At 62.7% G+C, this 19126-nt stretch carries 20 protein-coding genes and 2 riboswitches; of the genes, 11 read left to right on the top strand and 9 right to left on the bottom strand.

From position 1 onward, the window contains the following. Nucleotides 1-39: 39 nt before the first annotated feature. Nucleotides 40-666 carry a phosphatase PAP2 family protein gene (locus tag GTP69_RS18260; RefSeq protein ID WP_161056196.1) on the bottom strand — a complete coding sequence of 209 codons (627 nt, stop codon included), beginning with the start codon at nt 664-666 and terminating at the stop codon, nt 40-42. Between the two features lie 108 nt (nt 667-774). On the opposite strand from GTP69_RS18260, the gene GTP69_RS18255 reads away from it, so the two are divergent. Next, a complete protein-coding gene (locus GTP69_RS18255; RefSeq protein WP_161056195.1) occupies nt 775-1374 on the top strand; it encodes a glutathione S-transferase N-terminal domain-containing protein in 600 nt (199 codons plus the stop codon). Here the strand turns inward: GTP69_RS18255 and GTP69_RS18250 are convergent, their stop codons facing one another. Next, the gene (locus GTP69_RS18250) at nt 1375-2250 is read right to left on the bottom strand and encodes a LysR family transcriptional regulator (protein ID WP_161056194.1); all 876 of its coding nucleotides are present in this window, start codon (nt 2248-2250) and stop codon (nt 1375-1377) included. A gap of 98 nt (nt 2251-2348) precedes the next feature. Between GTP69_RS18250 and GTP69_RS18245 the strand changes: the two genes are divergently transcribed. Beyond that, nucleotides 2349-2972, top strand: coding sequence for a LysE family translocator (locus GTP69_RS18245; RefSeq protein WP_161056193.1), 624 nt, complete (start codon nt 2349-2351; stop codon nt 2970-2972). On the opposite strand, the gene GTP69_RS18240 is transcribed toward GTP69_RS18245, so the two are convergent. Further along, nucleotides 2969-5458 carry a DUF1631 family protein gene (locus tag GTP69_RS18240; RefSeq protein WP_161056192.1) on the bottom strand — a complete coding sequence of 830 codons (2490 nt, stop codon included), beginning with the start codon at nt 5456-5458 and terminating at the stop codon, nt 2969-2971. The genes GTP69_RS18245 and GTP69_RS18240 overlap by 4 nt on opposite strands. 176 nt (nt 5459-5634) lie before the next feature. Between GTP69_RS18240 and GTP69_RS18235 the strand changes: the two genes are divergently transcribed. Beyond that, complete coding sequence (locus GTP69_RS18235) at nt 5635-7128, top strand: methyl-accepting chemotaxis protein (RefSeq protein WP_161056191.1); 1494 nt, start codon at nt 5635-5637, stop codon at nt 7126-7128. Between the two features lie 156 nt (nt 7129-7284). Next, nucleotides 7285-7488, top strand: a complete 204-nt coding sequence (locus GTP69_RS18230; RefSeq protein ID WP_161056190.1) for a hypothetical protein — start codon at nt 7285-7287, stop codon at nt 7486-7488. 53 nt (nt 7489-7541) lie between these two features. On the opposite strand, the gene GTP69_RS18225 is transcribed toward GTP69_RS18230, so the two are convergent. Continuing rightward, nucleotides 7542-8102, bottom strand: coding sequence for an ATP-dependent Clp protease proteolytic subunit (locus tag GTP69_RS18225; protein WP_161056189.1), 561 nt, complete (start codon nt 8100-8102; stop codon nt 7542-7544). Nucleotides 8103-8224: 122 nt separating this feature from the next. After that, nucleotides 8225-8311: riboswitch (glycine riboswitch) on the top strand. 8 nt (nt 8312-8319) lie between these two features. Beyond that, nucleotides 8320-8419, top strand: a riboswitch (glycine riboswitch). A gap of 43 nt (nt 8420-8462) precedes the next feature. On the opposite strand from GTP69_RS18225, the gene gcvT reads away from it, so the two are divergent. The 6 genes from gcvT to GTP69_RS18195 all read left to right on the top strand — a co-directional run bounded on the left by gcvT (nt 8463) and on the right by GTP69_RS18195 (nt 14086). After that, nucleotides 8463-9587, top strand: coding sequence for a glycine cleavage system aminomethyltransferase GcvT (gene gcvT, locus GTP69_RS18220; protein ID WP_161056188.1), 1125 nt, complete (start codon nt 8463-8465; stop codon nt 9585-9587). A 28-nt stretch (nt 9588-9615) separates the two neighbouring features. Then, entirely contained in the window at nt 9616-9996 is a 381-nt protein-coding gene (gene gcvH / locus GTP69_RS18215; protein WP_161056187.1) for a glycine cleavage system protein GcvH, read from the top strand. Nucleotides 9997-10103: 107 nt separating this feature from the next. Then, nucleotides 10104-12998 carry an aminomethyl-transferring glycine dehydrogenase gene (gene gcvP / locus GTP69_RS18210; RefSeq protein WP_161056186.1) on the top strand — a complete coding sequence of 965 codons (2895 nt, stop codon included), beginning with the start codon at nt 10104-10106 and terminating at the stop codon, nt 12996-12998. 115 nt (nt 12999-13113) lie between these two features. Next, complete coding sequence (locus tag GTP69_RS18205) at nt 13114-13410, top strand: ArsR/SmtB family transcription factor (protein ID WP_229261032.1); 297 nt, start codon at nt 13114-13116, stop codon at nt 13408-13410. 9 nt (nt 13411-13419) lie between these two features. Continuing rightward, a complete protein-coding gene (locus GTP69_RS18200) occupies nt 13420-13656 on the top strand; it encodes a hypothetical protein (RefSeq protein WP_161056184.1) in 237 nt (78 codons plus the stop codon). A 22-nt stretch (nt 13657-13678) separates the two neighbouring features. Beyond that, a complete protein-coding gene (locus GTP69_RS18195; RefSeq protein WP_161056183.1) occupies nt 13679-14086 on the top strand; it encodes a hypothetical protein in 408 nt (135 codons plus the stop codon). Here GTP69_RS18195 and GTP69_RS18190 read toward each other — a convergent pair. Further along, the gene (locus GTP69_RS18190) at nt 14083-15714 is read right to left on the bottom strand and encodes a methyl-accepting chemotaxis protein (RefSeq protein ID WP_161056182.1); all 1632 of its coding nucleotides are present in this window, start codon (nt 15712-15714) and stop codon (nt 14083-14085) included. The genes GTP69_RS18195 and GTP69_RS18190 overlap by 4 nt on opposite strands. An 11-nt stretch (nt 15715-15725) precedes the next feature. Next, nucleotides 15726-16160 (bottom strand): cache domain-containing protein, encoded by a 435-nt coding sequence (locus GTP69_RS18185; protein WP_110849683.1) that lies wholly within the window; start codon nt 16158-16160, stop codon nt 15726-15728. 96 nt (nt 16161-16256) lie between these two features. Between GTP69_RS18185 and GTP69_RS18180 the strand changes: the two genes are divergently transcribed. Beyond that, on the top strand, nt 16257-16598 hold the full coding sequence (locus GTP69_RS18180; protein ID WP_161056181.1) for a hypothetical protein: 342 nt from the start codon (nt 16257-16259) through the stop codon (nt 16596-16598). On the opposite strand, the gene GTP69_RS18175 is transcribed toward GTP69_RS18180, so the two are convergent. From GTP69_RS18175 to GTP69_RS18165, 3 genes are read right to left on the bottom strand one after another with little or no spacing between them, the layout of a single operon-like run. After that, entirely contained in the window at nt 16595-18010 is a 1416-nt protein-coding gene (locus GTP69_RS18175; RefSeq protein WP_161056180.1) for a hypothetical protein, read from the bottom strand. The genes GTP69_RS18180 and GTP69_RS18175 overlap by 4 nt on opposite strands. Continuing rightward, nucleotides 18007-18720 carry an ABC transporter ATP-binding protein gene (locus GTP69_RS18170; protein WP_161056179.1) on the bottom strand — a complete coding sequence of 238 codons (714 nt, stop codon included), beginning with the start codon at nt 18718-18720 and terminating at the stop codon, nt 18007-18009. Before GTP69_RS18170 ends, GTP69_RS18175 begins: the two co-directional genes overlap by 4 nt. Further along, entirely contained in the window at nt 18717-19103 is a 387-nt protein-coding gene (locus tag GTP69_RS18165; protein WP_161056178.1) for a GntR family transcriptional regulator, read from the bottom strand. Before GTP69_RS18165 ends, GTP69_RS18170 begins: the two co-directional genes overlap by 4 nt. Nucleotides 19104-19126 lie beyond the last annotated feature (23 nt).

Genomic DNA, 19126 nt, shown 5'->3' with positions numbered 1-19126 from the left:
ATCAGGCCGAAAACGCATAGGGCTACACCGTTGCCCAGGCTAGCGCAGCTGCGGCCGTGGCGCATGCCAGCTGGCGCGGGTAAAGGGTTGGTCGCGGCCGGACAGGTAGAGCGCGGCCTTGGTAATCCACAGTTCGGCCGGGATCGGCTCCGCGTGGGGCGCCAGCAGCAGGATGGGCAGGCACAGCACGGCCAGCACGCGGCTCAGCGCCAGATGGCCTTCGCCGCTGGCATACCAGATGAAGGCGGCCGCGACCATCAGGCCAAGAATGCAGCCGGTAATGGCCTCGGAACTGGAATGGTCATGGACATAGACGCGCGACATGGCAATCAGCACGGCCAACGCCACGCCGGCAGCGGCACCCAGTTGCCGCGCCCACTGCGGCGATGAGCGCGTGATCAGGAAGCCGACCACCGGATAGACGGCCGCAGCGCGCATGGCATGGCCGCTTAAGCCGGCAAAGTCGACCGACTGCACACCAATGCCCCAGCCCATAAACGCCATCTTGGTAATCACCACCAGCGCCATGCCGACGCCGAACAGCGCCAGCCAGATGGCCGTGAGCCGCCAGGACTTCCCGGCCAGCAACCACGCCAGAATCGCCACGCCAATCGGCCCGGTCACCGCCAGACTGCCAATCACACTCAACCAATGCCACCAAACCATCGTGCTTTTCCCATTTCACCGTATGACAACATTCTAGCCTTCATTGCAGCGCAACAAAAGTGAAGTTCAAGTAAAAAAGTACAGACGGGCAAACAGAATAATTTAAAAATGATCATTCTTGGCAAGGACACTTCCATCAATGTCCGCAAAGTATTGTGGACCTGCGCTGAAATCGGCGTTTCATATCAACTTAAACCGTCCAGCGGGACGGATGTGCAGCACCTCAATCCTCACGCCATGGTACCGGTCGTGGTTGACGGCGGTGAGGTGTTATGGGAGTCGAATACCATTTGCCGCTATCTGGCCAGCAAGCATGCTCGCCACGATCTGCTGCCGGCTCAGCCAATGGCACGTGCCCACGTGGAAAAATGGATGGACTGGCAGGCCACCGAACTGAACACGGCGTGGCGCTACGCCTTCATGGCACTGGTTCGCGGCAGTGCGGCGCACACCGATTTGACCACGATTGCGGCCAGCATCAGGGATTGGAACCGCCTGATGCAATTGCTCGATGCACAACTTTCGCATACTGGAAGATGGGTTGCAGGCGACAACTTCACGCTGGCCGATATCGTGCTGGGCCTGGCATTCAACCGCTGGCTGTCAACGCCGATGGAGCGTCCTGCCCTGCCGGCACTCTCCGCCTGGGCCCAGCTGCTTGGCGAGCGCCCAGGCTGGCTGCTGCATGGCGCCAACGGCACGCCGTAATCAGGGCAGGCCGAAATGCGCCACCACAAAATCGACAAAACTGTTTAGCTTGGGGGTGGCTTGCCGGCCACGCGGATAAATCAGGTGCAGTGGCCGCATGGGCGGCATGAAGTCGCGCAAGACCGGCACCAGGCGACCGGCTGCAATCTCTTCGGCGACGACGATTTCCGCCAGCATCGCTAGCCCGAAACCGTTGAGCGCCATTTGCTTGAGGGCCTGGCCATTATTGGAACGAAACCGGCTAGGCTTGGGCGCGGCGTTTGTATTCAGCTGCCAGCGCACCACGCGCCGCCAATGCAGGAAATCCAGGCATTGGTGATGGGCCAGATCGGCCGGCGTGCCCGGCATGCCGTGTTGGGACAGGTAGGCTGGCGAGGCACAGATCACCATGCCGTAAGGCTGAAGCGGCCGGGCAATCATGGTCGAATCCTCCAGCCGGCCGATGCGAATGGCCGCGTCCAGCCCCTCTTCCACCACGTCGGAGATGCGTTCGCTCAACTCCAGGTCGACGCTGACTTCGGGATGGGCCGCCATGTAATCAGGCAGGCTCGGCGCCAGCAACGCGCTGCCAAACGCGACCGGGGCACTGATCCGCAACGTGCCGCGCGCGCTGCTGCGCATGGCCAGCGCGCCCGAATCCGCACTGTGCACGTGGGCGAGGATCTGCCGGCACTGTTCGCAGTACTGCTCGCCGATTTCGGTCAGGCTCTGCCGGCGCGTGGTGCGGTTCAATAGCCGCGTGCCGAGACGCTGCTCCAGTTCGGCGATATGTTTGCCGACCATGACCACCGACATCTCGAACACCTTGGCAGCCGCCGTAAAACTGCCGGCATCCACCACGCCGACGAACACTTCCATGCTACGTAGTCTGTCCATGATTGTGAATCGCCAGTTAAAGATATTGTAAATATTAGAGCATTTATAATTTCTCGGTTTAAAACGATACTAAGTTTTTTCTTTCCGGAGTGACCGAGATGGATTTTTCGACCTGGCTGCTGTTTCTGTCGGTATCGTTGGCTGCGGCGTTCAGCCCTGGGCCTGGCGTGTTGATGGCGATTTCCACTGCGTCCAGCCAGGGCGCGCACCGCGCGCTTTACAGTTCCGCAGGCAACGCGCTGGGCGTATTTATCGTCGCAACGATAGCGGCAACCGGATTGGGCCTGGTGTTGCAAGCATCCGCGCTGGCGTTCGGACTGCTGAAAGTAGCGGGCGCGGCGTATCTCGTGTATCTCGGCATCAAGGCCTGGCGCAACGCCGGCGCGCCGGCTACCACACAGGCGACGCAGCCAATGGAGCAAAGCCGATTCAAAACGTTTCGCTCAGGATTGCTGATCGCGGTCAGCAATCCGAAGGCGATCCTGTTCTTCACCGCCGTGTTCCCGCAGTTTATGCCGCATGACCATATCGACCTGCATCGTTTTCTGTTGCTGACGTCGACGTTCACGATCTGCACGCTGGTATCGCATTTCTTTTACGTCAGTTGCGCGGCATGGCTGACGCGAAATGTGGCAGCCAGCGCAAGCCGCCGCCGTCTGGCCGGCCGCAGCACGGCGGTAGTGTTCATGGGAATGGGCGGCGCGCTGTTGGCCGTACGTTAGCCAGCGGCCGCCGGGGTGGCGATGGCGGCGTCGTTGTCGGCGCCGCGGGACAGGGCTTGCGAGAGTGCCACGGCGACCACGCCTTCTGCGCGCGCGACCTGGGCACTGCCGTCGCGGAAGCGGCGGATCAGGTCGTCGCCCGACATGGAGAAGGCTTCCTGCCGCGCGGCGGTCGAGAAGATGTACAGCGTGCGGCGCGGGCTGATCCACGCCAGTTTGACTTTGCGGCTGCTGCCGTCTTCCTGCTCAAACGCCAGCCACATGCCGCGCGTGAGGCTGTCCACTTCGATCAGGGCATCGTCCTCTTCGGCTGGCGGCGCGGTCTGGTGGTCGGCCGCAGCCTCGGCTTCGGCCTTGGCTTGCAGCGCCAACCGGCGCTCGGCGGCCTGCTGGGCGACTTGCATGGCGATTTCCACCTGCCGTTCGGGCGACATTTCCAGCGGCGCGCGGACGATCGAGGCGTGGCATTCGGCCAGCTCGGCAAAGAATTGCAGGCGATCGGCATCCTGCCATTTGATAACATCCAACCATTTATTCAGCGCGGACAAGAGCCCCGGCAGCTTGGCGATCAGTTGCTTGCGGTCGTCGGGCGTTAGCTTGGGACGCACGCTCCAGATCAGGTCGTCCATGGTTTTGGTGGCGTTGTTGACGGCGCCGGGCTTGTCGTCTTCGATGCTGTAGGCGATGGTCAGCACCGAGGTCCAGCGCTGTTCGAGGAAGGCTTCCACCACGGCGATGACTTCCCCGGTACCGATGCGCAAGGCGACAGCGTTCTCGGCCAGCTTGTTCGACTCGGCCATCTTTTCCTGCTTGAGCGCGGCAGCGATGGGGGCGGCGATGGCGACGGCGGCGGCTTTCTCTTCCGCCTGGATCGACGCTTCCAGCTCGTTGACGGCTTCGGTGAAGACCGACAGTTCTTGCTCATAGTCGCGGCCGACGCGGTCGACGCTGCGTTGCATGGCCTGAAACAGCGGATCGTCCGGGCCTTTGCGCTGCTCCCAGACCATGCGCGACAGCAGTTCCAGCAGGCGGCGCGCCGGGTGGGCTTCTTGGAAGAAGAAGTTTTTGTCGACCAGGGCGGCTTTCAGGACCGGGATTTGCAGGAAGCGGATCAGTTCGCGGATTTCCGGCGAGATGCTTTGGTCACTGAAGACAGTGTCGAAGACGGCGGACAGCAGGTCGATCGTGGATTCGTCGGCGCGCGTCAGGCTGCCTTGCGGCATGCTTTGCTTGAGGGTCGGCAGGTAGAAGATGTTTCCGGCCGGCGTGGCCTGCGCAGATGCAGACGCTGGCGCCGTGCCGCCGGTGACGGCCGCCAGGTTGCCGATGGATTCGTAGGGTACGGCTTTTTGCAGTTCAGCGAGGTAGGCCAGCAAGGGCTGCTTGGCGTCGACTTGCGCCAGCCGCTGGGCGGTTTCGTTTGGCAAACCACCGGCATGGAAGCCCTGCGCCGCGCCTTGTGCCCAGCCGCCAACTTGCGCGCCCGGCTGGATGCCCCTGCTGAAGGCCTGCAAGCCCGACTGAGCGGCACTCATGCCGGCGATCGCGGCCGTGCCGACCGCCTGGCCGCGCGTGGCTGGCGCTGCGGCGTTGGGCGTCCACGTGCTGCCGGCCGCCAGCGCGGCAGCGGGCAGATCCGGTATCGTCAGGTCGACGCCGCCGGCGTGCAGCATGCCACTGGCGATGCCGTCCACAATCTGTCCCGCCGCCGATCCCGCCACGTCGCTGGACGCAAAAAACTGCCTTAGCTGCTGCGCCAGCGCCGCCTGATTGGTTTTCGTCTTGGTCGTTCCGCCATCCAGCTTGCGGCGCTTGTAGCCATCCGTGCCGCTCGGCAGCACGCCGCTACTCTGCAAAGCCAGACTCAACGCCTCCAGCATCGGCCCCAGTGCAATGAACATCTCCGGCTTGATCCACGGCTGCAACAGCCCTGCCGACGCTTCCTCCGGATCAAATTCTGTCCAGGCCTGCTGCAAGGCTTCGAGAAACACCGCCGGCCGAAACGGATTCTGGCTCAGTCGCAAAATATCGCGATCCAGCAAAAACGCCAGCCGCACATTCAGCGTCTGCAAGGCATCCGCATGCAACACCTCGAACGGCTTGCTGACGCCGCCCAGCGCGACCTGGTTATCCATTTCCTCGAACGGCACCAGCGACAGCGGCTGGTCCGCACTGCGCGCCACCCGCTTGACGGCCGGCGCCAACTCCGCGATCTCGCGTCGCAGCGCCTTCTCCAGCGAACTAGTCGCCAGATGTAAAAACGCAAAATTCCGATTGCGCAGCTGGTTGCCGGCGCGAATGCGCTGCTGGATCAGCCGCGTATCGCCATCCGTCGCATCAATCAACGCCCCGGCCAGCTTGTTGGCCAACTCCAGATACTGATCACCGGCGTGCTTGACCGCAATCCCAATCAGCTCCTCCAACAAGGCGTGACGCGGCGACACCGTCTTTTTCGGTGCTGCGGGCGTTGTTGGAGATGCAACCATGGGTGTGCCTGATGAATGAAATCAACTGTCCACTACATTGTCACATGATATTTCCATCAAGCAATACCAAGAAGCCAAGAATATGCAATTTTTTGTGTATTTTGCGACGGCTCAACAGGCAAGCTTGCAGTTTCCCTAAGATAAAAAACTCCCTCTACCGTCCACCAAGGATGCCCATGAAATTCCTGCACAACCTGGAAACATCCCGCAAGCTGCTGGCTGCCTTCGCTGTCGTGCTCAGCCTGACAGCGCTGCTGGGGCTGAGCGCGCTGTCCCGCATCAGCGCGATCAACCATGCGTCGGCGGAACTGGCCGGCAAGTGGCTGCCGCAAACCATGACGGCGCTGGCCAAACGCAACGAAGCGCTGCTCAGCGAAGGCGCGACGCCATCGCCGGAAGCCCAATTGCAGCAAGCCCGCGCGCTAAATACCCAACTCAGCCAGCTGCTGGTATCGGCCATTCAATCCAGTCAGGAAGCCACGCGGCAGACCGATGAATTGTACGCCAGCGCCCGCGTCACGACCTATAGCCTGCTGTTCCTGGCCGTGGCTGGCGGCGCCCTGATGGCCCTGTGGACGGCGCGCTCGATTTCGGCGCCGTTGCAGCAGGCGATGCTGGTGGCGCAACGCATCGCCGGTGGCGACCTCGGCACGCAAATCGCGCCACAGCCGGACAACCAGACCGGCAAGCTGCTGCGCGCCATGCAACATATGAACGACAGCTTGCAGGCCATCGTCTGCCAGGTGCAGCACGGCGCGCGGGCGATCGGCGGCGCGGCGACTGAAATTGCTGACGGCAACCAGGACTTGTCGGCGCGCACCGAGCAGCAGGCGTCGGCGCTGGAGGAGACTGCTTCTTCGATGGAGCAGCTTACCGCCACCGTGCGCCAGAATGCCGGCCACGCAGTGGAGGCCAACAAGCTGGCGCTGTCGGCGTCGGCCGTGGCGGTGCGTGGCGGCAATGACGTGGAGCAGGTGGTGGGCACCATGGCCTCGATCAACGACAGCTCGCGCAAGATTGCGGAAATCATCGGCGTGATTGACGGCATTGCTTTTCAGACCAATATCCTGGCCTTGAATGCGGCGGTGGAAGCAGCCCGCGCCGGCGAACAGGGGCGTGGTTTTGCTGTGGTGGCCTCGGAAGTGCGCAATCTGGCGCAGCGCTCAGCGGCGGCGGCCAAGGAAATCAAGGAGCTGATCGACGATTCGGTCGACAAGGTGGCACGCGGCACGCAACTGGCCGATCAGGCGCGCAAGACCATGGATGAGGTGGTTGGCAGCGTCAAGCAGGTGACCGGCCTGATCGGCGAGATTGCCGCCGCCAGCGCCGAGCAGACTGCCGGGCTGGAACAGGTCAACCAGGCGATTCTAGCGATGGATCAGGCCACGCAGCAGAATGCCACGCTGGTCGGCCAGGCCGCTGTGGCGGCCGCCTCCATGCGCGCCGAAACCGGCAAGCTGGGCGATGCGATCAGCCTGTTTGCCGCGCCTGACACACCGGCCACGCCAGCGACCACGCCAGTGGCACCTGCCAAGCCTGCCGCGACCTTGCCACCCGCACAGCCCTCGCCGCGATCAGCGCCACCCAAGCGCCCCGGGCCAGGCGCCCTATCCCGCCCGCCACGCGCAGCGCAGCAGCCGCAACAGCCGGTGGAATGGGAAGAGTTTTAATTTGCCAGCAAGGCATGCTCCTACAAGCCACCAAGGAGTATTCCGATACCGACCCAGCCTTGCTCGCCGCATCATGACGTCACCGGAAACGCCTCAGCATCCACGCCAAGGTGATTCCGGCGAGTACGTTCTTTTCACTTTATCAAAGGAATCAAAATGAACTCGAACCAAAAAGGCAGCAGCAACAGTAGCAACCAGAGCTCGAAACAAGGCTCGAACCAGAGCAACAAGCAATCGGGCACCGCAGGTTCGTCCAGCGGCGCGCGCAGCGGCACCCAGGGCGGCACCCATGAGCAGCACGTTGAAGCAGGCCGTCAAAGCCACAAAAATGACGGCAACAAGCAGTCCGGCAACCGCTAAGTAGACAATCAGCGGTACATGCGGCGCCAGACGCGCCGCATCGCCGGCAAGCGTTAGATGTTGGCCACCCGCTGCCCGGCAGGCGGCACAAAGTCTTCCACCCCGCTCACCAATCCCACTTTCAACGCTTCGGCCGCCGTCAGGTGCAGGTCCGAATATTCGTGCGTGCGCCAGTTGTCGTCGCTCAGCTGCACATGGTTGCGCAGGATTTGCTCGGTGCGGGCGTCGTCCGCCTGCAAGCCCTCGACGATGATGCGCAGCGCGTCCGGCCGTGCGCCGTGCGGCGCGCTGGCGTGCGACTTGTGCACCATGAAGCGCGCAGTGTCGCTGGCATAGCGCTCGGAACCGGCCAGATACAGGATCACTGCAATCGACGCTACTGCGCCGGCGTTGTAGGTGATGATCTTGATCGGCAGCTTGCTCAGGTAGTTGTACAGACAAATACCGTCGCTGACATAGCCGCCGTTGGACTGGATCAGGATGTGGGCCGTGGTAATACGGTCCTCGGTCATATCGGCAACGGCGTCAAACACGCGGCGGACCATATCGCTGTTAACGTCGCCGGACAGCGTGAACCACGCGTGCCCTTCATAACTGGTGTGATCTTGGCTCATGGTTGGGCTCTCGAAATAGTGTGATTAATTCTAGCAAATTGTTTCTTTTCCAGCTTTCCTTCTGTTCATTCGTGCGCGCCCCGGGCAAGATTGACATTCAAGCCCGTCTGACATATATTCCCGAGTCTTGATCGGGAGAGGGCAAACCAGCTTTGCCGCCGAAGGGGCACTACCCACAAACTCTCAGGCAAAAGGACCGGTCAAGGGGCCAGAAAACGGCTCAAACTCTGGAGAGAGATTGCATGGGCAATCCACCGAAGGGGCGTGCGGAAGCAGCTTTCCGCTATCTCTCAGGTACCAAGGACAGAGGGGTTTGGAATATGCGTATTCCCTGTTAACCTCTTTTCGTTTGGACCGGACATGACGCTCAAAGCCACCCCCCTCAATAACGCACACCGCGCAGCCGGCGCCCGCATGGTCGATTTCGGCGGCTGGGACATGCCGGTCAACTACGGTTCCCAAATCGAAGAACACAACGCCGTGCGCACCGACGTCGGCATGTTCGACGTCGCCCACATGTGCGTGGTCGACATCAAGGGCGACAATGTGCGCACCTTCCTGCGCGGCCTGCTGGCCAACAACGTCGACAAGCTGCAAGTATCGGGCAAGGCGCTCTACTCCTGCATGCTCAATCCAGAGGGCACCGTGATCGACGACTTGATCGTCTACTTCATCAACGAAAGCTGGTTCCGCCTGGTGGTCAACGCCGGCACCGCCGAGAAGGACGTGGCGTGGATGCAGGCGCAAAATGACGCCACCAGCAGTGGCCTGACCATCACCCAGCGCCGCGACGGCGGCAGCGATGCCATGGCGCTGATCGCCGTGCAAGGCCCGAACGCCCGCGCCAAGGTGTGGGAAGTGATCCCGGAATCTAAAGAAGCCACCGCCGAAATGAAGCCGTTCAACGTCGCTTTCGCCCAGAGCGCCGCGTTTGGCGAGGCGATGATCGCCCGCACCGGCTACACCGGCGAAGACGGTTTTGAAATCGGCGTCGCCGCCGACAAGGCCGAACAGCTGTGGAACGCGCTGGCCGCCGCCGGCGTCAAGCCGGCAGGCCTGGGCGCGCGCGACACGCTGCGCCTGGAAGCCGGCATGAACCTGTACGGCCAGGACATGGACGACACCGTGAACCCGCTGGACGCTGGCCTGGCATGGACCATCGACCTGGTGTCCGAGCGTGACTTCATCGGCAAGGCCGCACTGCAAGCCAAGGGCCAGAACAGCCAGTTCGTCGGTCTGATTCTGCGCGAAAAAGGCGGCGTGCTGCGCGCGCACCAGAAAGTCATCGTGGCCGGCAGCGAGGCCACCGGCGAAATCACCAGCGGCACCTTCAGCCCTTCCATGCAGCAGGCGATCGCCTTGGCGCGCGTGCCGATGGGCGTGAACGTCGGCGACACCGTCCACGTAGAAATCCGCGACAAAAAACTGGCTGCTTCCGTGGTGAAGCTGCCGTTCGTCCGTAACGGTAAAATCCTGGCAGTCTAATTTATCTCACCACCTCTGGAGCCCTTACATGAACATTCCTGCAGACCTGAAGTACACCGAATCCCACGAGTGGGTACGCGCTGAAGAAGACGGCACCGTCACCGTCGGCATCACCGAGTACGCGCAGGACGCGCTGGGCGACATCGTCTTCGTCGAACTGCCGAAAGTCGGCGACAGCTACGAAGCCGGCAACGACGCCGCCGTGGTGGAATCGGTGAAAGCCGCCAGCGACATCTACGCCCCAGTGGCCGGCGAAGTCGTGGCCGTGAACGAAGACGTGGTCAACGCGCCGGAATCGATCAACGCCGACGCCTACGCCAACTGGCTGTTCAAGATCAAGCCGACCGACGCCAACGCAATCAACGGCCTGCTGGACGCCGAAGCCTACGGCAAAAACACCGGCGCCTGATTGCCGTCGCCCTCGCGCAGGCGGGGGCCCATAGAACGCCAGCTCCGCATGGGTCCCCGCTTTCGCGGGGACGACAGCCCTTTTTCCTCTCTGCCCTCGCCCATATCATGACCCGCACCAGCCTCTCCCAACTCGAAGCACGCGACGCCTTCATCGCCCGCCACATCGGCCCAGACGCCGCAGAACAGCAGGACATGCTGTCGGTCCTCGGCTACGCCACGCGCGCCGCCCTGATCGACGCCATCGTGCCCGCCAACATCCGCAACAAGGCCGCGCTGCCGCTGGGCGCCTACACCCAGCCGATGCCTGAGCAGGAAGCGCTGAACAAGCTGAAAAAAATCGCCTCGAAAAACAAGGTGCTCAAGTCGCTGATCGGCCAGGGCTACTACAACACGCTGACGCCGAACGTCGTCCTGCGTAACATCTTTGAAAACCCGGCCTGGTACACCGCCTACACGCCCTACCAGCCAGAGATTTCGCAAGGCCGCCTGGAAGCCATCCTGAACTTCCAGCAGACCATCACCGACCTGACCGGCATGGGCATCGCTAATGCCTCGATGCTAGACGAAGGCACCGCCGCCGCCGAAGCCATGACGCTGATCCAGCGCGTGAGCAAATCGAAATCGAACGTGTTCTACGTCGCCGACGACGTGCTGCCGCAAACGCTGGAAGTGATCCAGACCCGCGCCAAGCCGCTCGACATCGACGTTAAAACCTTCCACCCGGCCGAACTGGCAGGCATCGGCGACTGCTTCGGCGTGCTGCTGCAATATCCGGGCGTGAACGGCAACGTGCGCGATTACAAAGCCGACGTCGCAGCGATCAAGGCCAAAGGCGCGATGGTGGTTGCCGCCGCCGACCTGCTGGCGCTGACCATGCTGACGCCTCCGGGCGAATGGGGCGCCGACGTCGTCGTCGGTAACTCGCAGCGCTTCGGCGTACCGCTGGGCTTCGGCGGCCCGCACGCCGGTTACATGGCCACCCGCGACGAATTCAAACGCTCGATGCCGGGCCGCCTGGTTGGCGTCACCATCGACGCGCAGGGCAACAAGGCTTACCGCCTGGCGCTGCAAACCCGCGAGCAGCACATCCGCCGCGAAAAAGCCACCTCCAACATCTGCACCGCGCAAGTGCTGCTGGCGGTGATGGCGTCGATGTACGCCGTCTACCACGGCCCGCAAGGCCTGCAGCAGATCGCCAAGCGCGTGCACCGCCTGACCGGCGTACTGGCCTCGAACCTGAAAACGCTGGGCTACACCATCACCAACGACAGCTGGTTCGACACCCTGACCATCAACGTCAAAAACGCCGAGCAGCTGCATGCATCGGCCCACTCGCACGGCGTCAACCTGCGCGTGATCGACGCTTCGCACGTCGGCATCTCGCTGGACGAAACCACCACCCGCGAAGACATCGCGCTGCTGTGGACCGTGTTCTCGCATCCGGTCGGCGGCCCTGCTCACGGCCCGGACTTCGACACCGTGGAAGCCGCCGTCGAGCGCTCGTTCCCTGAAGCGCTGCAACGCGAAAGCGCCTACCTGACGCACCCGGTATTCAACCGCTATCACTCGGAAACTGAGATGCTGCGCTACCTGCGTTCGCTGGCCGACAAGGACCTGGCGCTGGACCGCACCATGATCCCGCTGGGTTCCTGCACCATGAAGCTGAACGCCACCAGCGAAATGATCCCGGTGACCTGGCCTGAGTTCTCGACCATCCACCCGTTTGCGCCTGAAGCGCAAACCATCGGCTACCGCGAGATGATCGCTTCGCTGGAAGAGATGCTGTGCGCGGTGACCGGCTACGCCGCCATTTCGCTGCAGCCTAACGCCGGCTCGCAAGGCGAATACGCCGGCCTGCTGGTGATCCAGGCTTACCACCAGTCGCGTGGCGAAGGCCATCGCAATATCTGCCTGATTCCATCGTCGGCGCACGGCACCAACCCGGCATCGGCTTCGATGGTCGGCATGCAGGTGGTAGTCACTGCCTGCGACGAAAACGGCAACGTCGACCTGACCGATCTGAAAGCCAAGGCCGAGCTGCACTCGAAGAACCTGGCGGCCGTCATGGTCACCTACCCTTCGACCCACGGCGTGTTTGAAGAAGGTATCCGCGAACTGTGCGACATCATCCACAGCCACGGCGGCCAGGTGTACGTCGACGGCGCCAACATGAATGCACTGGTCGGCGTGGCTGCACCGGGCGCGTTCGGCGGCGACGTCTCGCACCTGAACCTGCACAAAACCTTCTGCATCCCACACGGCGGTGGCGGCCCAGGCGTCGGCCCGATCGGCGTTGGCGCGCACCTGGCCAAGTTCCTGCCGAACCAGCGTTCGAACGGCTACATCCGAGACAACGCCGGCATCGGCGCTGTCTCGGCCGCGCCATACGGCTCGGCATCGATCCTGCCGATTTCGTGGATGTACATCGCCATGATGGGCGCCGAAGGCCTGACCGCCGCGACCGAAACCGCGATCCTCAACGCCAACTACATCGCCCGCCGCCTGTCGCCGCACTTCCCGGTGCTGTACTCGGGCCACGACGGCCTGGTGGCGCACGAGTGCATCATCGACCTGCGTCCGCTGCAGGATGCCACCGGCATCTCGAACGAAGACGTGGCCAAGCGCCTGATGGACTTCGGCTTCCACGCACCGACCATGTCGTTCCCGGTACCGGGCACGCTGATGATCGAGCCGACCGAGTCGGAATCGAAAATCGAGATGGACCGCTTCATCGACGCCATGATCGCCATCCGCGGCGAGATCGCCAAAGTGGAAAGCGGCGAATTCGACAAGCTGGACAACCCGCTGAAATTCGCGCCGCACACCGCCCAGGTGCTGACGGCCGACGTCTGGGAGCGCAAGTATTCGCGTGAAGTGGCGGCCTACCCGCTGCCATCGCTGCGCAAGCAGAAATACTGGCCACCGGTCGGCCGCGCCGACAACGTCTACGGCGACCGCAACCTGTTCTGCGGCTGCGCGCCGATCAGCGACTACGAGTAATCCTCGTCCGCTCAAAAAAAGCCCGGCTGCACGCCGGGCTTTTTTTTCGCTTGCATTTCTTTCACCTGTCAGATATTCTTGACACATGAAATCCAAATCTCTCACAGGCGATCAGTTGTTGGCCACTCTGGCGGCACTGTCCAACCCGCACCGTTTGCGGGTGGTGGCGGCGCTGGCAGCGGGTGGACGGAATTACGTCAGCCAGCTGGCGCGTGAGTTGAATATCAGCCGCCCGCTGCTGCACCTGCATTTGCAGAAGCTGGAGGAAGCCGGCCTGGTGACCAGTCAGATGGAGTTGTCGAACGACGGCAAGGCGCTGAATTATTTCGACGCCGCGCCGTTCGCCATCGACCTGACCCCGGCCACGATCGCCGACGCAGTACGTACCCTGACGACCAATCCTGAAAAGTAGAGGCTCACCATGTCCGAAAATATTTACCTGCTTACCCTGCTGATGCCGCTGGGGACCATCTTCCTGATCTTCTTGCTGCGCTCGCGCACGGCCGTCAAGAAGGCCGAACTGGAAGCGCAGGGCAACGAGGCTTACCGCCAGCTGGCAGAACGCGCCGTCGCCGCGCAGGAGCAAACGGCAGCCGCGCTGGCCGACCTGAAGATCCGCATCATCGCGATTGAAAAAGTACTCAAGGAAGTCGAATAAACCCTCATTAAGGAGTTTCGCCATGCCACACGTATCGCTGTTTCGCCTGTATTCGCTGAGAGCTGTCTATCTGATCATCGCGCTGGGACTGGCGCTGGTGGTGTGGCCGAGCGTGATCCATCACGCCGAGCCCTGGGGCCTGTCGCAGGGCGTGGTCAAGTGCATGCTGGCCGCTTTCAGCCTGCTGTGCGTGATCGGCATCCGCTATCCGCTGCAAATGCTGCCGGTGCTGTTCTGGGAACTGGCGTGGAAGTCGATCTGGCTGCTGATCGTCGCCCTGCCCGCGTGGCAAAGCGGCGCCATGGACGACAACATCATGGGCACGGCGATGGAATGCATGGTCGCCATCATCATCCCGCTGGCCATGCCGTGGAAATACGTCATCGCCCGCTACATTCAGCAACCGGGCGACCGCTGGCGCGCAGCTTAGCTCCGTACTGACGCCAGCCGCAGACGCACCACGCGCGGGCTGCCGGCCGGACGCGTGGCATCAGGCTGCTCCAAACCTTCATCCAGCTTGAAGATGGCCACCGCTTCCGACAGATACAAGGCCTGCCGTTGCAGGCTGCTGGCGGCGGCAGCGGCTTGCTGCACCAGCGCCAGATTTTGCTGCGTCACCTGATCCATGCTGACGATGGCCTGCTGCACACCCAGCACGCCCTGCGCCTGCTGCGCGCTGGTGTCACCGATCTGGCCGATGATGTCGCCGACCTGGCGCACCGAGGCCACAATCTCCGCCACGCTGTCGCCGGCTTCCGCCACCGAACGCGCGCCGCTGTCGATGTCCGCCACCGATTCGGCCACCAGCAGCTTGATTTGCTGCGCCGCCGATGTCGAACGCTGCGCCAGGATGCGCACTTCGCCGGCCACCACGGCAAAGCCCTGGCCATGCTCGCCGGCGCGCGCCGCTTCCACCGCCGCGCTCAGGGCCAGCATATGGGTCTGCACCGCCAGGCCATCGATCACACCGACGATTTCCACCACCCGCCGCGTGCTGCCGCGAATCGACGCCATGGTCACCACCAGCCGCTGCACCACCGAGCCGCCGCGCGCGGCAAAGCTGTTGGCGCAGTGCGCCAGTTGGCCCGCCAGTTCGGCGTGGGTGGCGGTGTCGGACACCTGCCCGCCCAGCTGCTGCATGGCGTCGCCGGCTTCCTCCAGCGTGCCGGCTTGCGCGCGGGTGCGGCGCGTGAGCACAGCATTGCCCTGGGCGATTTCACGCGAGGCGTTGTCGATCGACTGCGCGGTCGACAGGATGGTCTTCAGCGTGGTATTCAGGTTGCGGATGCTGGTGTCAAGCGCGCGCGAGGTTTCGGCGATTTCGTCGCGGCCGTAGACGCGCTGGCGCACCGTCAGGTTGCCTTCGGCCAGATCGACCGCCGCCGCGCCGATCTCGCGCACCTCTTTCAGCATGGCGTTACGGACCGCCATGGTCACCAGCAGCGACAGGGCGATCGACAGGGCCACCACGATCGGCATCCAGGTCGACAGCACGCGGAAATCCGTTTCGGCGTCGGCGTAGGCGCGTTCGCTCAGGCTTTGTTCGAGCCGCGACAGTTCTTCCAGCCGCTGCGCCACCACGTCGAACGCCCGCTCGGCCTTGGACATGGCGTTGGCCGCCATCGACTGATCAACCATCGCCAGCTCAATCACATCCTGCATGGCCTTGACGTAGACCGTGTGCGCGGCCTGCGACTGCACCACGAAACGGCGCTCGGCCGGATCGGATTGCGTGGCCATTTCCAGCTGCGCGAACTGGCGGTCCAGCGCCGCGTGACGCAGATGGATGTCGCGCACCAGCGCGTCCACGCGCGGCGCCGAGAAGCTGGCGTTGATCCAGGTGAGCAGCTGGTAGATTTCGGTATGCGCCTTGTGCGCGCCGGCCACCAGGTCAGCCGCCGCCTTCAGGCGCACGGCGCGCTGCTGCACCATATTGTCGAGTGACTGGTTCTGCCGCAGTAGCCCGAGATACGCGCCGGCCGACAGCACGATCAACAGGATCAGCACCACCCCAGGGGCCAGCAGCAGCTTGGGCCCGATCTTCAGTTTGCTGAGCATGGTCGGCACGCTCAGTGTTTGTAGATGCCGGCTTCGAGCGCGACGTCGCCGACCCGTAGCACGTAGGTGCGCTTGGCCTCGACCTTGCCGGTTTCCGGATTACGGAACTTGTAGTCGACCCAGCCGTGCCCCACGCCCTTGGCCAGCGCCACCATCTCCTGGCGGAACAGCTTGCCGTCGGCGTCCGGCACATCCAGCAGGTTCTTGCCGATCAGCGCGGTGGTCGGATGGGCCACAGTGATGCCTTGCAGGTCGCGCATCGCCAGGTACAGCGCGCCCTGGTTGAATTCGGCGTCCTTGCTATTGATGCGCGCGATCATCTCGGCCTTGCCGTGTGCGCGCACGAACTGCGCGCCCTTCTCGGCCAACGCCACCGCGTCCTTTTCGCCGGGCGCAGCGTGCGCCGCGCAACTCGTCAACAAAGCGATAATGATCCAAGCACGCATGATTCCCCCTGGCAGCCAAGATGTTGTAATCTACGCTGGCTGCCGCGCTGCAATCTTGCGTTCGGTCAATCGGCACAAAGTAACAACAGGAGCATCATGAAAGCATCATCCAGGGCGGTACTCATCTCCGCTTTGCTGTTTCCCGGACTGGGTCACCTGGCATTGCGGCCGCGCCGCACGCTGCGCGGCATGCTGTTCCTGCTGCCGACCGCCGCCGCCGTGCTGTATCTGCTGACCACCATGCTGCACTTGCTGTCTCAATTACAAGATGAACTGGACGCGGGCAAGCTGGCGCTCGATCCATTCGCCATCCTGGATCGCGTGCATGCGTCCGGCATTGACAATCCGGCCACCAACCTGGCCTCGGCCGTGCTGCTGGTGGGCTGGATCGGCGCCGTCATCGATGTGATCTGGCTGGGCAAGCGCACGCCGGCTTAGACCGCCAATCGTCCGGCCGGCAGCACCGGCGGCAGCGCCATCAGCGCGCGGAAGCGAAGGACCATGTAGATCAGTGCGCCGAGTCCGGCCACGCTGCCCACTTCGTACCAGGGGAAGTTGGGCGCCAGCTGTAACAGCCCAACAGCGCCCAGGCACACCAGCACCATGATGACAATGACAACCGTCCACGTCACGCCGAGACGTTGGGCCGGGGCCACGGCGTAATTGCGCAGCAGCGGTGTTACTGTCCACAGCACGACCATGGACATGGCAAAGCTTACGCCGTGCAGGCTCAAGTGATCGGCCAGCACCGAGTCCAAGCCAGCCACGCAAGCCAGCGATACCAGCCACGCCGCCAGCGCGCGGCGCAGCACCGTCGTTACCAGCAGACGATTGATGCGGGCGGCGGCCGGTGCGGACGGCGTCAGGAAGTACAGTTGCTGCTCGGCGCCGTGCAGCACGACATCGTCGGCCACGCTGATGGCGTACATCAGCACTGCGCCCAACTGCATCAGCCCGGTCGCGATGGTCATGCCGGTGCGGGCGCCGTCGCTGAGAAAGCGGCCGATCACCAGCGCCAGCAGCGTGGAGACCAGCGAAAAAGCGATCATGCGGGCTGGATGCGCGCCGGGGCCGATCGCATGCATCAAGGCGCGGTCTGCCGCCACTCCGCGTTGGCTGTCGCGGCGCAGCGCAGCCAGGTAAAAACTCTGCATCACTTGCCTTAGGCGCGACGGCGCAGACTTGGCCGATGTGCTGCTCCGCCCGCAGGTCAGCGCGTCCTGGCGCTGGTTGAACTGGGCTTGCCAACGCCAGTGGTCATCGCCGCCGCGCGGCAGGATCAGGTGCAGCCCCCAGCCGCCCAGCAGCACGATCGGCACCATGGCGACGGCCGTCACTGCGGCTTCGTTGAGTCCGGCCAGCAGGGGCGGCAAATCGTTGACCGCATAAGACATGCCGAACGGGATGGCCAGTGCCATGACCCAGGCCAACGCCATATAACGGTTCATGAGAATGCTTAACACAGTGAACACGCCACCAAACACCAGGCCGTAGCCCGCGTGGCCGAACACCAATCCGCTCACCACAGCCAGCAGCGCGATTTCGACGGCATACATTGCGGCTGTCACCCGTATCAGCCGATTGCGCAGATGCGGCACCAGGCCGGCATATTCCGGTCGATTCTGGCGGACCGCATTTTTCAGGAAAGCCCCGCACCAAAGCTGCAACGCTACCCATGGCATACAGACCAGCACCAGGGTGCCCGCTTGGCCGCGACGACCATCGTAGAGTGTCAGCAGCAGGATTTCGCCGACCGCCAGCAGCAAAGTCGCGCGTACAATCTGGCGGCGGGTGGCGCTGTCCTGCACCAGTTGCGCCAGCATGGGGCCGTAGGCTTGGCGGAGTGTCATTTGGTCACCTCGACAAACAGGTCTTCCAGGCTGAGGTTTTTACCTTCCAACAGCTCATCCAGCGCGCCTTGCAGGACGATCTTGCCGCCTTGCAAGAAGGCGACATCCAGCGCCACCCGTTCCAGGTCGGACAGGATGTGGGTGGAGAAGATCACCGTGGTGTCGCGTTCGATCACGCCGCTGATCAGTTCCTGCAAAAAATCGCGGCGGCCGACCGGGTCGAGACTGGCGACCGGCTCGTCCAGCACCAGCAGTTGCGGATCATGCGCCAGTGCGCGGATGATCGACAGGCGCTGACGTTGTCCGCCAGACAACTGGCTGATTTGCTTGTCGCGCGCTTCGCCGTGGAAGCCCCAGCGTTCCATCAAGCCATCCACCTTGCCCTGATTCCAGCGCGGATACAGGGCTTTGAAATAGTTCAAAAGTTGCACAGGCGTTAACCACTCGAACAGGTCGGATTTTTGTGGAACGTAGCCGATGTTGGCGCGGGTTTGCTCATCCAGCGCGGTGACCGATCGGCCAAATACGCGGCTGCTGCCGGCGTCTGATTCACGCAGGCCGAGCAGACATTCCAGCAATGTCGATTTACCGGCGCCATTGCGGCCCAATAAACCAATCACCTTGCCACGAGCAATATTCCAATTCACGCCCTGCAATACCTGTTGGCTGCCGAAGGCTTTATGCAGGTTTTCCACCACGACTGGATTCATTTAGTTTCTCCAAGAATTTTCGCAAACAATTGCAGCACCGTGTCCGGATCGAGTTCCAATTGGCGGGCTTCGGCTGCGGCCCGTTCCAATGCCGGTCTTAAAAGATTTTCCCGTCCCTGCGGCTTATTTCCTTCCGCTACCAGCATGCCAACACCGCGCGCACGGCTTAATAAGCCTTCGGTTTCCAGCATGTTATAAGCCTTGGACACCGTCATCGGATTGACCGCCAAGGCCAACGCCACGTCCCGCACTGACGGTAAAACATCGCCCGGTTTTAAAACGCCCGCCGCAATTAATCGCCGGACCTGTTCGATTAATTGCCGGTAGATAGGATCGGAGGAGCCGGTCGCTATCGAAAATAAGGCAGCTGTGTGCATGGCCATGTTAGTGGTATCTGTGTATTAGT

It is taken from the genome of Duganella levis (genome assembly GCF_009857605.1).
Lineage (GTDB): Bacteria > Pseudomonadota > Gammaproteobacteria > Burkholderiales > Burkholderiaceae_D > Rugamonas > Rugamonas levis.
The sequence above is the reverse complement of the archived record's forward strand: the minus strand, read 5'-3'. Positions and strand labels throughout refer to the sequence as shown.

Excerpts from the sequence above, each read along its gene's own strand:
- GTP69_RS18230 (WP_161056190.1), top strand. The coding sequence starts at position 7,285 with ATGAACTCGAACCAAAAAGGCAGCAGCAACAGTAGCAACCAGAGCTCG.
- gcvP (WP_161056186.1), top strand. The coding sequence starts at position 10,104 with ATGACCCGCACCAGCCTCTCCCAACTCGAAGCACGCGACGCCTTCATC.
- GTP69_RS18175 (WP_161056180.1), bottom strand. The coding sequence starts at position 18,010 with ATGACACTCCGCCAAGCCTACGGCCCCATGCTGGCGCAACTGGTGCAG.
- GTP69_RS18260 (WP_161056196.1), bottom strand. The coding sequence starts at position 666 with ATGGTTTGGTGGCATTGGTTGAGTGTGATTGGCAGTCTGGCGGTGACC.
- gcvH (WP_161056187.1), top strand. The coding sequence starts at position 9,616 with ATGAACATTCCTGCAGACCTGAAGTACACCGAATCCCACGAGTGGGTA.
- GTP69_RS18190 (WP_161056182.1), bottom strand. The coding sequence starts at position 15,714 with ATGCTCAGCAAACTGAAGATCGGGCCCAAGCTGCTGCTGGCCCCTGGG.
- GTP69_RS18195 (WP_161056183.1), top strand. The coding sequence starts at position 13,679 with ATGCCACACGTATCGCTGTTTCGCCTGTATTCGCTGAGAGCTGTCTAT.
- GTP69_RS18200 (WP_161056184.1), top strand. The coding sequence starts at position 13,420 with ATGTCCGAAAATATTTACCTGCTTACCCTGCTGATGCCGCTGGGGACC.
- GTP69_RS18240 (WP_161056192.1), bottom strand. The coding sequence starts at position 5,458 with ATGGTTGCATCTCCAACAACGCCCGCAGCACCGAAAAAGACGGTGTCG.
- GTP69_RS18180 (WP_161056181.1), top strand. The coding sequence starts at position 16,257 with ATGAAAGCATCATCCAGGGCGGTACTCATCTCCGCTTTGCTGTTTCCC.
- GTP69_RS18165 (WP_161056178.1), bottom strand. The coding sequence starts at position 19,103 with ATGGCCATGCACACAGCTGCCTTATTTTCGATAGCGACCGGCTCCTCC.
- GTP69_RS18235 (WP_161056191.1), top strand. The coding sequence starts at position 5,635 with ATGAAATTCCTGCACAACCTGGAAACATCCCGCAAGCTGCTGGCTGCC.
- GTP69_RS18250 (WP_161056194.1), bottom strand. The coding sequence starts at position 2,250 with ATGGACAGACTACGTAGCATGGAAGTGTTCGTCGGCGTGGTGGATGCC.
- GTP69_RS18170 (WP_161056179.1), bottom strand. The coding sequence starts at position 18,720 with ATGAATCCAGTCGTGGTGGAAAACCTGCATAAAGCCTTCGGCAGCCAA.
- GTP69_RS18225 (WP_161056189.1), bottom strand. The coding sequence starts at position 8,102 with ATGAGCCAAGATCACACCAGTTATGAAGGGCACGCGTGGTTCACGCTG.
- gcvT (WP_161056188.1), top strand. The coding sequence starts at position 8,463 with ATGACGCTCAAAGCCACCCCCCTCAATAACGCACACCGCGCAGCCGGC.
- GTP69_RS18255 (WP_161056195.1), top strand. The coding sequence starts at position 775 with ATGATCATTCTTGGCAAGGACACTTCCATCAATGTCCGCAAAGTATTG.
- GTP69_RS18245 (WP_161056193.1), top strand. The coding sequence starts at position 2,349 with ATGGATTTTTCGACCTGGCTGCTGTTTCTGTCGGTATCGTTGGCTGCG.
- GTP69_RS18185 (WP_110849683.1), bottom strand. The coding sequence starts at position 16,160 with ATGCGTGCTTGGATCATTATCGCTTTGTTGACGAGTTGCGCGGCGCAC.